The sequence below is a fragment of the Streptomyces sp. NPDC127108 genome, assembly GCF_042677545.1.
Lineage (GTDB): Bacteria > Actinomycetota > Actinomycetes > Streptomycetales > Streptomycetaceae > Streptomyces.
This window is the reverse complement of sequence record NZ_JBHXTE010000033.1, coordinates 33,441-46,716: the sequence shown is the minus strand read 5'-3', so window position 1 is coordinate 46,716 and position 13,276 is coordinate 33,441. Positions and strand designations below refer to the sequence as shown.

The following is a 13,276-nucleotide window of genomic DNA, read 5'->3' as shown; positions in this document are numbered from 1 at the left end:
CCGTCCGCTTCCGGCCGCGTCGCGCACGTCGCGTAAAGGATTCTCGACGAGCTGGTCAACTCACCCGTGAACAGCCGTGATCCGGGCAAACCTCTTGCGGTGCGACTACGTGGGGGGTGGGTGGCATGCGCGAGCACGACGCGGAACAGGGCGCACGATGCGGGGCGGCCGACGCGAAGGACTTGACTCCGTGCGAAGGGCCTCTGGTGGCGGTGACGGTGCTCACCGCCGACGGCAAGGAGATGACCGGCTGCGTGGCGCACAGCGCGCGGCAGTTGGCCAGCCTGCCTCAGGCCCGGCTGCATCCGCTGTGCTGTCTGTCGCCGTGGGCCGTGGGCGTCTACGCGAAGGCGGCGACGCTCCCGCCGTTCGCGTGGGAGGTCGGCTGCTGACGAGGCCGGGGCGGGAGGGGGTGGCGGCCGGCAGCGCCGCACGGCGTCACCCGGACACTCCTCGTACGGCCGCCGCCACATGCTCGCGGAACCAACGGTGCCCGGGATCCGCCGAGTTGCGGGGGTGCCAGGCCATCCCGAGGTCGATCGGGGGCAGGTCCAGGGGGAGGGGGAACGTCCGCAGTCCCAGGGCGGCGGTCGGGCCGGGGAGGCAGCCGGTCAGGGTGAGGGCGACGAGGTCGGTGTCCCGGGCGAGGAGCATGGCGCCGGTGTGGCTGGGGACGACGACGGCGACACGGCGTCGCAGTCCGCGTTCCGCGAGGGCCTGGTCGATGGGGCCGAGGCGCTTGCCGTGCCGGGAGATGCCGATGTGGTCGGCGGCGGCGAAACGACGGGCGTCGATCCGCTTCTGGAACAGGGGGTGACCGCTGCGGGCGACCCCCACCAGCGGCCGCCGGACGAGGCTTTGGGTGCGGATCTCCGGGTCCAGATGCGCGAGGACGCCGAGCTCGACGTCCACCGTGCCCTCCCGCAGCGCGGTCCCGCCCTCCAGGGCCTCGGGCAGGAACACCACGTCCACGTCCGGCGCCTCCGCGCGGATCCGCTCGGTCAGGGGACCGGCGAGTCCCGCCAGGAGCAGGTCGGTGGCCTGCACGGTGAAGGCGCGCTGCAGATGGACGGCCTCGAACCCCGCTCCCGGCCGCAGGACGTTGTCACAGCCCCGCAGCAACGCGCTCACCTCGTCGCGGAGTTCGACGGCTCTGGGCGTGGGGACCAGGCCCTGCCCCGCCCGGACCAGGAGCGGATCGCCGACGGCGCGACGGAGCCGGGCCAGGGTGCGGCTGGCGGCCGCGGGGGAGGTGCCGAGGCGCTCGGCGGCGCGCGTGACGCTGTTCTCCTGGAGCAGGGCGTCCAGGACGCGTAGCAGATTGAGATCCATGGACGGCTCCTGAGCTGCATCTTTACGCCTGAGTCAATAATTAGATGCTGATTCTTGCATTGTCGGGCAGGTCATGTGCTCAGAGGGTGGAGACAGGCCCGCGAGAACGCGGTCCGCACCACCAGCGCCATGCGCAAGGAGTCAGTCATGCAGGAGTCCCCACGGGCCGGTCGCGAAGGCGATGTGCTGGCCGTGGTCTGCCAGAGCGGCCCTTCGGTGTCGTTCTTCGACGCCGCGTCCGACCGGTACCTCGGCTCGGTCGAAACCCTCGCCCAGCCGCACGAGTTGTGCTTCGACCCGACACGGCGGCTGCTGTGGTGCACGATGACGTACCACTCGGGCTTCTACCACGCGAACACCGGCCGCCGTACCGAGCTGACCGTCATCGACCCCGACACCCGCAGCGTCGTCGAGGTCGTCGACCTCGCCCCCGAACACGCCCCGCACGGACTCGCGCTGGACGCGGAGCGCGGCCGTCTGTACGTCACCGTGGAGGGCGCCGATGACCGCCCCGGCGGCGTCGTCGTCATCGACACGCGGACCCGCCGCCCCCTCGGCAGGATCGACACCGACGCCCCCGGCTCGCACTGGCTGGCCGTCGACGCGGCCGGAACGACGGCGTACGTCGCCAACAAGGAGGCGCCCTACGTCTCGGTCCTCGACCTCGAACGGGAAACCCTCACCGCGCGGGTCGAGGTGCCGGGCAGCGAGGGTGTCGCCGTCGCGGCCGACGGCACGCACGCCTTCGTCGCCGCGCCGCACGGCGGCTCCTTCGCCGCGAAGGGCGCGACACCCCCGGGGATCAGGGTGATCGACACCCGCACGACGGCCGTCGTCGACACCCTCCCCCTGGAGAGCGCCGCCATGCCCCTCCACCTCACCTCGACGGGGAAGCTGCTCGCGGGCGAGGTCGGCACGGACCACGACCGGGCGACCGGAACCAGCCGCATGGCGCCCGGCCGCCTCACGGTGTTCGCCGCCGACACCCACAAGCGGCTCGGCGACGTCGAGGTGGGACTCGTCCCGCTGACCATCACGTCGTCGCCCGACGGCCGGATCGCGTACGTCGCCTGCTACGCCTCGTCCACCGTCGAGATCGTCGACCTGGAGACGCTGCGACCCCTGACGCCCCTGCGGCACCGGGCGTTCGGCGACTCGGGCGCGCACGGCCTGGCGTACATCCCGCGGCGAGCGTGAAGCACGTCCTGCGCCCGGCCCACGGCCCCCTGCCCGCCGCACGCCCGCACCCCACCACCAGAAAGGCCCAACCATGATCGTCATCACCGCCCCCACCAGCACCATCGGCCGTCAGCTCGTCGACGACCTGCTCGACCGAGGGGCGCCGCTGCGCCTCGTCGCCCGTGACCCCTCGCGGCTCGCCCCCGAAGTGCGCGAGCGCGCCGAGGTGATCGAGGGCTCGCACGGCGACCCCGACGTCATCGACCGGGCGTGCGCGGGCGCCGAGGCGGTGTTCTGGCTCGCTCCGGACGACGGGGACGCACCGAGCGCCGAGACCGTCTACGTCGACTTCACCCGCCCCGCCAGTGAGGCGTTCGCCCGCCACGGGGTGCGCCGGGTGGTGGCCGTCACCGCGCTCGGGCGGGGCGCGCCGCAGGTCGACGACGCGGGCCTGGTCACGGCCTCGCTGGCGATGTGCGACCTGATCGCCGCCTCGGGCGTCGCCTTCCGGGCCGTGGCCTGTCCGTCGTTCATGCACAACCTGCTGCACCACGTCGGCTCGATCAACGAGCAGGACGCGTTCTTCATGATGATCGACCCGGACCTGAAGGCCCCCACCGTCGCCACCCGCGACATCGCCGCGACCGCGGCTGGACTGCTCCTCGACGACACCTGGCAGGGCTCCGGCCAGGTCGCCTGCCTCGGCCCCGAGGACCTGTCGCCCACGGACATGGCCCGGATCATCTCCGAGGTGACCGGCAGGGAGATCCACTACCGGCAGATCCCGGGCCCGGCCCTCAAGGCGCGCATGACCGGCTTCGGCATGACCGACGCGATGGCACAGGGAATGGTGGACATGTTCGACGCGAAGAACCGCGGCCTCGACAACGTCGAGCCGCGCACCGCGGAATCGACCACCCCGACCACGTTCCGGCAGTGGTGCGAGGAGGTGCTCAAGCCCGCCCTGGCCAACTGAACGACAGCGGCGGGGCGTTGGCGCACCAGGACGTCGGGGGCCGGGGCGGATGCCGGAAGGGGGCCTCTGTGGTTAGGCTGCGACAGTGGTCAACTCGTATATGGCTCCAGACGAACTGGTGGTCCGCGTCGCGGGGTCGCACGCCCGGGTGCTCGAACTGGCCGGTCGACTCGACGACCGGCAACGGGGCGAGCCCTCTGCCCTGCCCGGCTGGACCCGCGGGCACGTCCTCCAGCACCTCGTCGACAACGCCCGTGCCTTCGAGGCGCAGGCGCTGGCCGCGCTGCGGGGCGAACTCGTCGACATGTACGACGGCGGGCAGGAAGGGCGTGACCGGTCCATCGACGAAGGGGCCGCCCGGCCCGTGGCCGAGCTCCGCGAGGAACTGAAGCTCGCCCAGAGGGCGTTGGAGGAGGCGTGGAGCGGGCTGACGGCAGCGGACTGGCAGCGCACGGTCCGCTTCCGCCACGCCACGGTCCTCGACACCGCCCTCGCCCGGTGGCGGGAGGCGGAGATCCACGCCGTCGACCTCGCGGTCGGCTACCGCCCCCGGGACTGGCCGCGCGACTTCGCCGTGCACGCCCTGGACTTCCTGTCCGCCCGGGCCCCGGCCGGCACGCGGCTGCGCCTGCGGGCCACGGACGACGAGTTCACCCAGGTCCTGGGCACGGGCACGACGGTCGAGGTCTCCGGAGCGCTGCGTGACCTCGCGGCCTGGATGTCCGGCCGCGACACCGAAGGACACCTGGACACGACCGGTACCGACGTGCCGGAACTGGGCCCGTGGCCGCCCGACCCCGCGGACTGAAAACCCGCGGATCCACACCGGGAGATCAGCCCCGGAGCCCCCTTGCTATGGTGCGCCGATGCCAACGATCAGGAAGCTCCAAGTGACCTTCGACTGCGCCGAACCCGAGCGCGTCGCCCGTTTCTGGTGCGAGGTGCTCGGGTACGTCGCACCGCCGCCACCCGAGGGGTTCGCCACGTGGGACGACTACAACCAGTCGCTGCCCCCGGCGAAGCGGGATTCCTGGTTCGTCTGCAGTGATCCCTCAGGCGTGGGCCCGCGCCTGTACTTCCAGCGCGTTCCCGAAGGCAAGGTCGCCAAGAACCGGGTGCACCTCGACGTGCGGGCGGGCACCGGGCTCGTGGGGGCGGAGCGTCTGGCCACCCTCGAGGCGGAATGCACGCGCCTGGTGGCGCTCGGAGCGGTACGCGTGCAACTCCTTGCCGCCGACGAGGAGAACGAGTCGTGCATCGTGATGCAGGACATCGAGGGCAACGAGTTCTGCCTCGACTGACCACCCCGCGGCCTTCCGGGACGCAGCCGGCGCGGCGCCCCGCCGCCGTATGGTTGGTCGCGCGGGCCGGGCAGTCTTCAAGTGCGCCTGGAGCAGAGGGAAGAGGAAGGCGCTGATTGATGGCTGCCCACCGGTCGGCACGCACGGTGCTGCCCCCGTCGCTTCGCGCGTCGCTGGGCCTGATCGCGGCCCTGGCCGCGCTGGTGCTCGTCACGGTGGGGGTCCTGTACGCCGGACACAGCGAGCCCGGAGCGGTGGACAGGTGGATCATCGAGCCGACGGCGGACAGCGTCCGGCCGCCGTGGCGGAACGTCGCTCTGGCCACGGACTTCTGGGGAGAGCCCGCCGGAGCGGCACTCCTGGTCATGGCCGCGGTGACGGGCTGCTTGCTGCTTCGCCGACCTCGTGCGGCGGTGCTCGTCGTGGTCGGCCCGGGCCTGGCCGTGACGGCCACGACGCTGATCAAGCACCTGGTAGGACGCACCATCCACGGCGCCGACAACCTGTCCTACCCGAGCGGGCACACCGCCTTCCTCACCGCCCTCGCCCTGGCCCTCGCGCTGCTCGCGACCGGCCTGCGCGGACTCGACAGGACGGCCGGAACACTCCTCGTGCTCGCCGCCGCGCTGGTCGCCGGAGCCGCCATGGGCTGGGCCCAGGTCGCCCTCGTCGCGCACTACCCGACCGACGTCCTCGGCGGCTGGTGCACCGCGCTGGTGGTGGTACCGGCGGCGGCGTGGCTGGTCGACCGGACGGCCGACCGACTGGGGGATCGGACGGCCGACGCCGGTCAGCGGACGGGCAACTGACGCCCCGTCACGCGAAGGGGCGGAACACCGGCTTCACCGGCCGTCCGGCGAGCCAGGGCGTCGGGTCGGCGGCGTCCAGCGCCTTCCGGTACACCGCACACGCCTGGGCCACCACATCGACGGTGTGGTCGATGTCGGTGTCGTCGAGCGCGCCGCTCACCACGAACGACGGCGCGAGCACCCCGCCCGCGAGGAGGTGGCGCAGGAAGAGGGTGCGGTACTCCTGCGACGGCTGCCGGTTCTCGTCGAGGGTGGCGAAGACCAGGTTGCTGGCCCGGCCCCGGACGACGACGTGGTCGCCGACGCCCATGGCGGCCGCGGCGGCGCGGACACCGGCGGCCAGCCGCTCGCCGAGGGCGTGCAGGCGCGCGGTGACGCCCTCCTCGACGTAGACGGTCTGCACGGCCATCGCCGCCGCCAGGGAGTGTGTCTCCGCGCCGTGCGTCGTCGACAGCAGGAACACCCGCTCGTCGGAGTGCCGCAGGCCGCCCCGCTCCATCAGCTCGCGCCGCCCGGCGAGCGCGGACACGGCGAACCCGTTGCCCAGCGCCTTGCCGAACGTGGAGAGGTCGGGCACGACGCCGTACAGCCCCTGAGCGCCCGCCTCGGACCAGCGGAAGCCCGTGATCATCTCGTCGAAGACCAGGACGCAGCCGTGCCGGTCGGCCAGCTCACGCAGCCCGGCCAGGTACCCGGGAGGGGGCTCGGTGTGGGAGGCGGGTTCCAGGATGAGGCAGGCCACCTCGTCCCGGTACCGGTTCAGCAGCTCCTCCGTGGCGGCCAGGTCGCCGTACGGGAACGCCACGGTCAGCTCGTTGGTCGCCGCCGGGATGCCCGCGGACATCGGCGTGGTGCCGATGAACCAGTCGTCGACCGAGAAGAACGGATGGTCGCCGCAGAGGGCCACCCGCGACCGCCCCGTGACGGCGCGCGCGAGGCGCACGGCGGCGGTGGTGGCGTCGGAGCCGTTCTTCGCGAACTTCACCATCTCGGCGGTCGGCACGGTGGCCAGGAAGCGTTCCGCGGCCTCGACCTCCACGAGGGACGGCCGCACGAAGTTGCTGCCGCGGTCCAGTTCCCGCCGCACCGCCTCGAGCACGCGCGGATGGGCGTGACCGAGGCTGACCGACCGCAGCCCCGAGCCGTACTCGATGTAGCGGTTGCCGTCGACGTCCCACACGTGGGCACCGTGGCCGTGGCTGATGACCGGCGCCAGGTTCTCGGGGTACTGGTCGTCTCCCTTGGCGTACGTGTGCGCGCCTCCGGGGACCATGGCGTGCAGCCGCTCGTTCGCCTGCCGCGACCGGGGCAGGCGGAACTCTTCGGTGTCCAAGCCGACTTCACCCTTCCTTGTGCTTGAGGACCTCGGCGAGGCTCGGTGCCTCCCGGTCCCGCTGGGAGATCGATGTGACCGGCAGCGGCCAGGGGACGGCGAGCTCCGGGTCGTCGAACGCGATCGTCACGTCCTCGGCCGGATCGTGCGGCCGGTCGATGCGGTACGAGGTGTCGGCGGTCTCGGTCAGCGCCTGGAAGCCGTGCGCGCACCCCGCCGGGATGTACAGGGTCACCTGCGTGTCGCCGGACAGCTCGAAGGTGGCCACGTTGCGGTAGGTCGGCGACTCCTGCCTCAGGTCCACGACGACGTCGAAGATCCTCCCGTACGAGCACCGCACGAGCTTGGCCTCGCCCGCCCCGGAGCGCAGGTGCAGGCCGCGGAGGACGCCCCGGACCGAGCGGGACACGCTGTCCTGGATGAAGGCGTCCGGGTCCAGGCCCACCGAGCGGATGACGTCGGCGTCGAAGGTGCGGCAGAAGAAGCCGCGCTCGTCGGCGTACGGCGTCGGCTCGAAGAGGTACGCGCCGGTGATCGCCGGGACTTCGGTCGCTTTCATGGGGCCTCCCGCAGGGCGTGGCTGTGGTCGGCCGCAGGGAACAGGGCCGTGGTCAGGGCGGTGAACTGGTGCGCCAGGCGCCCGGCGGCGGCCTGGTTGCGCTCGGTGAGGGTCCGCCGCAGCTCCGCCGAGCGCCCTTCGAGGGCCCGGAACTGTTCGAGCAGCCGGTCGGCGTCGACCTCGCGCGCCGAATGGCAGTACGCGCCGAGACCCATCTGCGCCATCAGCGCGTCGCTCTTGGCCGCGTAGCTGAGCGCGAGCGTCGGCACACCGGCCTTCAACGCGCAGACGAGGTTGTGGTACCTGGTCGCCACCACGGCGTCGGCGGCCGCCATCTCCTTCATCAGGTCGGCGAGCGAGGCGGTCTCGGCAGCGGTGACCAGCGGCGAGTCCACCGCGTCGAGGATCGCGGTGACCACCGACCTGTCGCACGCGTCGCCGGTGAGCAGCCGGACCGGTCTGCCTTCCTCGACGAGCGCGCGGACGAACCGGGTCGTCCCGTCGAGGTAGCGCCGGTGGATCTCCTCGGCCCGGTCGCGGTCGTCGTTGCCGCCGTGGAAGTCCATGACGCCGACGCAGACCGGGCCCGGCGTGCCCGGCGGCGTGCCCGGCGGTGGCGTGGGCAGGGCGAAGGCGAGGTCCGGGTAGACCTTGTCGCGCGCGGTGCGCACGCCCATCTTCCGCATCGCGTCGCGGGACTGGGCGTCCCGGTACGACCGGTACGCGGCGAGGCGCGCCGACCAGCGGACCAGGGCCCGGGTCGGGCGGTCGGCGATGGGGCCCGCGCCGACACCGACCAGCGCGACCCGCGTGCCGAGAAGACGGCCGGACGCGCACAGCAGGAACAGCGAGTACGGGAAACCCCAGGGCCGCAGCGGCAGCGTGGCCTCGAGGACGCCCATGCCCGGCACGATCACCACGCCGTGCCGGCGCACCCACGCGGCGGTGCGGAAGACGTCGACGAGTTTGCCGAGGCCCTTGCCCGCGATCGCGCCCGCCCGCGAGGCGGTCCGGTACTCCCCGCGGTACCAGTGCAGCCGCGTCGCGGGGATCCCGTACCGGGCCGCGACGACCTCGGGCCCGCCGCACAGCGCGTCCACGACCGCCTCCGGGTGGTCGGCGCGGAGATAGCCGAGCACGGCTTCGAGGGAACCGTCGTTGCCGAGGTTGCCGGAGCCGAGCAGGCCGAACACCCCGACGCGCACCGGGGATTCGCGCGGGGAGGTCACGCCTGGCTCCCCGCACGGCCCTCGCGCCCGGCGACGAGGGCGTCGACGGAGACGGTGAGCCGGGCCGGGTCGGCCGGCGCCCGGTCCTCGACCCGCTCGCCGGTGCCGGGACGGGCCCGGCTGGTCATCCACGCGGCCAGATGGCGGTAGCATGCGCGCCGGTCGGCCGAGGACAGCGGCGCCCGCCGGATCGCCGAGACGAAGCCCCAGACGTACTCGGCGAGCAGCCGGGGCGTGGGGTGCAGCGGCCCCGCCCGGCGCGGGTCCAGGTTGACGCACCGGGAGCGCTTGGAGGGGTTCGCCCGCTCCGCGCGGGTGGGGTGGTCGCGGCGGAAGTACATCAGTTCCGGCACCTGGTGGAAGCGCCCGTGCAGGCCGATCTCGGCGACGAAAGTGCGGTCCGCGTGGTGGTAGCTGTCGTGCGGCTTCACGCGGCGCAGCACATCGGCCCGCATGACCCCGTAGAAGTCGTCGCCGCCGGGCTCGAACAGCATGCTGCGGAAGCGCTCCGGCGCGCGCGCCGAGTCCGTGGCGAGCGTGTACTCGTACGGGACCTTCACCTGGCCGTGCTCGTCGATGACCGCCTGGTCGGCGTGGGCGAGGATCACGTCGGGGCGCTCGTCGAGGGCCTGCACACAGCGCCGCAGCAGGTCCCGGGCGTACAGGTCGTCGTGCGAGGCCCACTTGAACAGCTCGCCGCGGCACTGGGTGAACACGTAGTTGTGGTTCGGCGCGGCGCCGATGTTCCGGGTCAGCCGGAGGTACCGCACGCGCGGGTCCTTCTCGGCGTACCGGCGGCAGATGTCCTCGGTCCCGTCGGTCGAGGCGTTGTCGGAGATGACCAGCTCGAAGTCCTCGTAGGTCTGGCCGAGCAGGGCGTCGAGCGACTCGGCGAGGTACTCCTCGCCGTTGTACACGGGCAGGCCGATGCTCAGCCTGGGTTGGGCGGTCATGGCTTCCTCACTTCGGGGATGGGTTTTTGGTGGTGCTCGCGCAGGGCGGAGCGCAGCTGCAGCCACCACACGGCCGAGCTGACGACGGTCGCCGCGGCGACGCCCCAGGCCGAGCCGACCGTGCCGCCCGCGGCCGCCCCGCCGAGGCCGCCGCCGACGTAGGCGGCGGAGGCGAACAGCTGGCTGCGCAGGCTGCGCCGGGCCGCGCCGAGCGCGCGCAGGCCGACGGTCGCGCCGACGCCGAGGCTGGCGCCCGCGACGCCGAGCGTGGCCGGGACGATCAGCTCCGAGGCGGCGTTCCAGACGCCGCCGAGGACGAACTCGCCGATCCGGTCCGGCACCAGGAGCAGCGCACCGCCCCAGAACAGCGCGGCCACGGCCTGCCCGCCGCCGAGCAGGAGGCAGAACGTGGCCAGGCGGTGCGAGGCCCGGCGCAGCACCCGCGCCGCCTCCGCGACGGTGACGAGGGACAGGCCCATGAGCACGGCGAGGAACGGGCCGAGCAGGAGTTCGGCGCCCCTGATCACCCCCACCGCGCTGACCCCGACGATCGCGCCGAGCCCGTACGCCCGCAGCTGGGACGCGCCGCTGACGCCGACGTTCTCGACCAGGTACCGGTAGCCGAGGTCGCGGTGCTCGCGGACCCACGCGCGCGCTCCGGTGAGCCGGGGTCGGATGCCGGACTGGAGGCAGCCGTAGCCCGCGGCCACCGCGGCCGCCGTGCCCCAGGCGAGCACGAACGCGGCCACGGTGTCCACGCGGGCCGCCACCAGCAGGGCCGGGACGAGCGCGAGGCCCGCCAGGAGGTCGTTGAGGAAGGCCTTCCGTCCGGTGCCGACGGCGAAGAACGAGAACCGCCAGGCGTCCTGGAGCAGCAGTGCGGGCAGGACGACGCCGAGAGCGGCGAACGCGGGCCCCACACGGCCGCCGACGCCGAGCCCGACCACCAGGGACACCGCGCCGACGACACCGCCGACGGCGAGCGCGGTCCCCGTCGACCGGGTCGCCGCGCCGCGCCAGGCCCAGCCCGGCACGCCGCTGAAGCGCACCACGAGCGGGTCGGTGGCCAGGCCGCGGGAGACACTGAGGACCACGCCGTAGGTCACCCAGGCCAGGCTGAACACGCCGAACGCGGCCAGGCCGAGGGACCGGGCCACATAGATCCCCACCGCGAAGTTGGTCATGCTGCAGACCGCCTGGTCGGCCACTCCCCAGGACAGCCGGCCGACGATGGCCCGCTTGGCGCTCCGGTGTCCGGCCTCGGCCGCCGGGGCGGGCGTCGTCTCCTCGTCGGTGGTCATCGCCGTCACGCCTTGATCAGCCCGGCGGCGCCCAGGGCGTCGGCGGCGGCGACCACGGTGTCGAACGGCAGCTCCGCCCGCTCGGCGACGTCGAGCAGACCGTGCTCGCCGTCGGAGAGGCTGAGCACCCAGAGCATGGCCATCTGGGCCTGCTGCGCGTCGCTGCGGCCGCCGAGCGAGGCGTACAACCCCCGTCGGCCCAGCTGTGGTTCGCCGTAGGGACTGAGGTTGACGTACCGCCGGTTGCGGTCGAGGACGGCGAACGCCTCGCGGCAGACGGCGAGGGTGTCCGCCATCGCCTCCGGGGACACGAAGTCCGGGTTGTCCGCCGAGGTGTGGTACTCGGGGTAGCCCGCGTACGGGGTCCGGCTGAGCGAGCCGACGCCGAGGTTGAACCCGGGGGAGCAGTACTGCCGCTCGTCATAGCCGTACGGCGTGAACTCGGTGACGCGGTGCGGGCGTTCGGAGACGGCGAGGACGTGCCGGAGGACCCGGTCGATCTCCGCGTCGCCGCGCCTGCTCTGCTTGTACGTCAGCTGCCCCGAGTCGCCCGCGCAGGCGAGCACCAGCCCGTGCTTGACCTGGTCGATCCGCTCCTGGTTGCGGGCCAGCCAGGTGATCGCCCCGATGGTGCCGGGCGCGTAGACGAACCGGTAGGTGTAGTACGGAGTCTCCTCCGCGAGGGCACGGGCCAGGAACGTCGCCACCGCGATGCCGGCCAGGTTGTCGTTGGCCAGCGACGGGTGGCAGACGTGGCAGGAGACGATCACCTCGTCGGGGACCTGACCGGGGACCACGTGCTCGGCGTAGGTGAGGTGGCCGTCCTCGAGCGTGGAGTCGACGCGCACCTCGTAGTCGCCGTCCGGCAGGGCGTCCAGCGTGTTCTGGGCCAGGCAGAATCCCCATTCCGGCTTGTAGTAACTGGTGCGGTACGGCACCCAGTCCGGGTTCTCCGGCAGGGTGTGCAGGTGCGCGCGCAGCTCGGACAGGGGCATCGTCCGCGCCACCGGCACGCTGTAGCCGAGCACGTGCAGGCTGGACGCGGCGAAGTCGACGACCCGGTTGCCGTCGCTGTCGGCGATGTACGCGTCGCGGATGTTCCACTCCTGCGGCACCGTCCAGTCGAGCACCTGTGTCCCGGTCGGCACCTCGTGCACCTGGAGCGGTACGTACTCGCCGACGATGTCCAGGGTGGCGCGCACACCGTCGCCGGTGATGCTCCGGCAGAGCGGGTAGAGCCGCTCCACCAGAGCGTGCATCCGCGCGCCCGGCGACGTCATCGGCTCCACCGCAGGGTGTCGTCGACGGCCCCCGCCTCGGACGCCGCGCGCAGCACGGCCAGACGGGTGAAGCGCCGCTCGAAGTCCTCCCGGGTCAGCCCGAACGTCCGGTAGGCGTCGGCCAGTTCGAGCGCGCCGCGCTTCACCGTCCACTCGCAGTCGAAGCCGGGCAGCGCGTCCCGGAACCGGGAGAAGTCCACGCGGTACGACCGCGGGTCGGCGCCGGTCTCCCCGGTGATCACCACCTTCGAACCGGCCACCGCCTCGGCGACCTGCTCGGCGATCTCGGCGACCGTGACGTTGTTGACCTCGCTGCCGATGTTGAACGCCCGGTCGTGCACCGCGTCGCGGGGCGCGCCAAGCGCGGCCGTGAAGGCCCGGGCGATGTCGGCGGCGTGCACGAGCGGCCGCCACGGGGTGCCGTCGGACATCACCAGGACCTCGCCGGACAGGAGCGCGTGGCCCACCAGGTTGTTCAGGACGATGTCGGCGCGCAGCCGGGGCGAGTAGCCGAAGGCGGTGGCGTTGCGCATGTACACCGGGCTGAAGTCGCCGTCGGCCAGCGCGTGCAGGTCGTCCTCGACGCGCACCTTGGACTCCGCGTACGGCGTCACCGGGCGCAGCGGCGCCTCCTCGCTCACCAGGTCGTCACCGCCGGCGGCGCCGTAGACCGAGCAGGTGGACGCGTACAGGAAGCGCCGCACCCCGGCCTCGCGGGCCAGGCGGGCCAGGCGTACGGACGCGTGGTGGTTGATGTCGTAGGTGAGTTCCGGCGCGAGGGAACCCAGCGGGTCGTTGGACAGCGCGGCCAGGTGGATCACGGCGTCCACCCCGGCCACGTGGTCGGCCGTGACGTCGCGCAGGTCCACCCGGGGTCCCCGGGGGTCCGCCGGGGCCGGGCCGAGGACGCAGTCGGCGAACAGGCCGGAGTCGAGGCCGACGACCTCGTGCCCGGCGGAGCTGAGGACAGGGGCCATCACGGTGCCGAGGTAGCCCTGGTGTCCGGTGAGCAGTACGCGCAAGT

General features: G+C 73.0%; 14 protein-coding genes. 6 read left to right on the top strand and 8 right to left on the bottom strand.

Translation table 11 applies throughout. The features are described 5' to 3' along the window. Window positions 1-125 precede the first annotated feature (125 nt). Entirely contained in the window at window positions 126-392 is a 267-nt protein-coding gene (locus ACFVHO_RS26190) for a hypothetical protein (protein ID WP_385719281.1), read from the top strand. Window positions 393-438: 46 nt separating this feature from the next. On the opposite strand, the gene ACFVHO_RS26185 is transcribed toward ACFVHO_RS26190, so the two are convergent. Then, the gene (locus tag ACFVHO_RS26185) at window positions 439-1,332 is read right to left on the bottom strand and encodes a LysR family transcriptional regulator (RefSeq protein ID WP_385719279.1); all 894 of its coding nucleotides are present in this window, start codon (window positions 1,330-1,332) and stop codon (window positions 439-441) included. A 147-nt stretch (window positions 1,333-1,479) separates the two neighbouring features. On the opposite strand from ACFVHO_RS26185, the gene ACFVHO_RS26180 reads away from it, so the two are divergent. The 5 genes from ACFVHO_RS26180 to ACFVHO_RS26160 all read left to right on the top strand — a co-directional run bounded on the left by ACFVHO_RS26180 (window position 1,480) and on the right by ACFVHO_RS26160 (window position 5,597). Continuing rightward, the gene (locus tag ACFVHO_RS26180) at window positions 1,480-2,529 is read left to right on the top strand and encodes a YncE family protein (protein ID WP_385719276.1); all 1,050 of its coding nucleotides are present in this window, start codon (window positions 1,480-1,482) and stop codon (window positions 2,527-2,529) included. Between the two features lie 73 nt (window positions 2,530-2,602). Further along, a complete protein-coding gene (locus ACFVHO_RS26175; protein ID WP_385719274.1) occupies window positions 2,603-3,487 on the top strand; it encodes an NAD(P)H-binding protein in 885 nt (294 codons plus the stop codon). Window positions 3,488-3,587: 100 nt separating this feature from the next. After that, window positions 3,588-4,295 (top strand): maleylpyruvate isomerase family mycothiol-dependent enzyme, encoded by a 708-nt coding sequence (locus tag ACFVHO_RS26170; RefSeq protein ID WP_385719272.1) that lies wholly within the window; start codon window positions 3,588-3,590, stop codon window positions 4,293-4,295. 58 nt (window positions 4,296-4,353) lie between these two features. Further along, entirely contained in the window at window positions 4,354-4,788 is a 435-nt protein-coding gene (locus ACFVHO_RS26165) for a VOC family protein (protein ID WP_385719269.1), read from the top strand. Window positions 4,789-4,907: 119 nt separating this feature from the next. Continuing rightward, on the top strand, window positions 4,908-5,597 hold the full coding sequence (locus tag ACFVHO_RS26160; RefSeq protein WP_385719266.1) for a phosphatase PAP2 family protein: 690 nt from the start codon (window positions 4,908-4,910) through the stop codon (window positions 5,595-5,597). 7 nt (window positions 5,598-5,604) lie between these two features. Here ACFVHO_RS26160 and ACFVHO_RS26155 read toward each other — a convergent pair whose 3' ends face one another. From ACFVHO_RS26155 to ACFVHO_RS26125, 7 genes are read right to left on the bottom strand one after another with little or no spacing between them, the layout of a single operon-like run. After that, the gene (locus ACFVHO_RS26155) at window positions 5,605-6,930 is read right to left on the bottom strand and encodes a glutamate-1-semialdehyde 2,1-aminomutase (protein ID WP_385719264.1); all 1,326 of its coding nucleotides are present in this window, start codon (window positions 6,928-6,930) and stop codon (window positions 5,605-5,607) included. A 7-nt stretch (window positions 6,931-6,937) separates the two neighbouring features. Beyond that, entirely contained in the window at window positions 6,938-7,489 is a 552-nt protein-coding gene (rfbC, locus tag ACFVHO_RS26150) for a dTDP-4-dehydrorhamnose 3,5-epimerase (RefSeq protein ID WP_385719261.1), read from the bottom strand. Continuing rightward, a complete protein-coding gene (locus ACFVHO_RS26145; protein ID WP_385719259.1) occupies window positions 7,486-8,718 on the bottom strand; it encodes a polysaccharide pyruvyl transferase family protein in 1,233 nt (410 codons plus the stop codon). The genes rfbC and ACFVHO_RS26145 overlap by 4 nt, the downstream gene beginning before the upstream one ends. Further along, on the bottom strand, window positions 8,715-9,671 hold the full coding sequence (locus tag ACFVHO_RS26140) for a glycosyltransferase family 2 protein (RefSeq protein WP_385719256.1): 957 nt from the start codon (window positions 9,669-9,671) through the stop codon (window positions 8,715-8,717). The genes ACFVHO_RS26145 and ACFVHO_RS26140 overlap by 4 nt, the downstream gene beginning before the upstream one ends. Beyond that, window positions 9,668-10,972 carry a hypothetical protein gene (locus tag ACFVHO_RS26135; protein WP_385719254.1) on the bottom strand — a complete coding sequence of 435 codons (1,305 nt, stop codon included), beginning with the start codon at window positions 10,970-10,972 and terminating at the stop codon, window positions 9,668-9,670. Before ACFVHO_RS26135 ends, ACFVHO_RS26140 begins: the two co-directional genes overlap by 4 nt. A gap of 5 nt (window positions 10,973-10,977) precedes the next feature. Then, window positions 10,978-12,252 carry a DUF4910 domain-containing protein gene (locus tag ACFVHO_RS26130; RefSeq protein ID WP_385719252.1) on the bottom strand — a complete coding sequence of 425 codons (1,275 nt, stop codon included), beginning with the start codon at window positions 12,250-12,252 and terminating at the stop codon, window positions 10,978-10,980. After that, a complete protein-coding gene (locus tag ACFVHO_RS26125) occupies window positions 12,249-13,274 on the bottom strand; it encodes an NAD-dependent epimerase/dehydratase family protein (RefSeq protein WP_385719249.1) in 1,026 nt (341 codons plus the stop codon). The genes ACFVHO_RS26130 and ACFVHO_RS26125 overlap by 4 nt, the downstream gene beginning before the upstream one ends. Window positions 13,275-13,276 lie beyond the last annotated feature (2 nt).

What these genes read in the sequence shown, in the direction of transcription:
- ACFVHO_RS26170 (WP_385719272.1), top strand. Translation starts at nt 3,588, where the DNA reads ATGGCTCCAGACGAACTGGTGGTCCGCGTCGCGGGGTCGCACGCCCGG.
- rfbC (WP_385719261.1), bottom strand. Translation starts at nt 7,489, where the DNA reads ATGAAAGCGACCGAAGTCCCGGCGATCACCGGCGCGTACCTCTTCGAG.
- ACFVHO_RS26175 (WP_385719274.1), top strand. Translation starts at nt 2,603, where the DNA reads ATGATCGTCATCACCGCCCCCACCAGCACCATCGGCCGTCAGCTCGTC.
- ACFVHO_RS26140 (WP_385719256.1), bottom strand. Translation starts at nt 9,671, where the DNA reads ATGACCGCCCAACCCAGGCTGAGCATCGGCCTGCCCGTGTACAACGGC.
- ACFVHO_RS26190 (WP_385719281.1), top strand. Translation starts at nt 126, where the DNA reads ATGCGCGAGCACGACGCGGAACAGGGCGCACGATGCGGGGCGGCCGAC.
- ACFVHO_RS26185 (WP_385719279.1), bottom strand. Translation starts at nt 1,332, where the DNA reads ATGGATCTCAATCTGCTACGCGTCCTGGACGCCCTGCTCCAGGAGAAC.
- ACFVHO_RS26135 (WP_385719254.1), bottom strand. Translation starts at nt 10,972, where the DNA reads ATGACCACCGACGAGGAGACGACGCCCGCCCCGGCGGCCGAGGCCGGA.
- ACFVHO_RS26165 (WP_385719269.1), top strand. Translation starts at nt 4,354, where the DNA reads ATGCCAACGATCAGGAAGCTCCAAGTGACCTTCGACTGCGCCGAACCC.
- ACFVHO_RS26160 (WP_385719266.1), top strand. Translation starts at nt 4,908, where the DNA reads ATGGCTGCCCACCGGTCGGCACGCACGGTGCTGCCCCCGTCGCTTCGC.
- ACFVHO_RS26180 (WP_385719276.1), top strand. Translation starts at nt 1,480, where the DNA reads ATGCAGGAGTCCCCACGGGCCGGTCGCGAAGGCGATGTGCTGGCCGTG.
- ACFVHO_RS26130 (WP_385719252.1), bottom strand. Translation starts at nt 12,252, where the DNA reads ATGACGTCGCCGGGCGCGCGGATGCACGCTCTGGTGGAGCGGCTCTAC.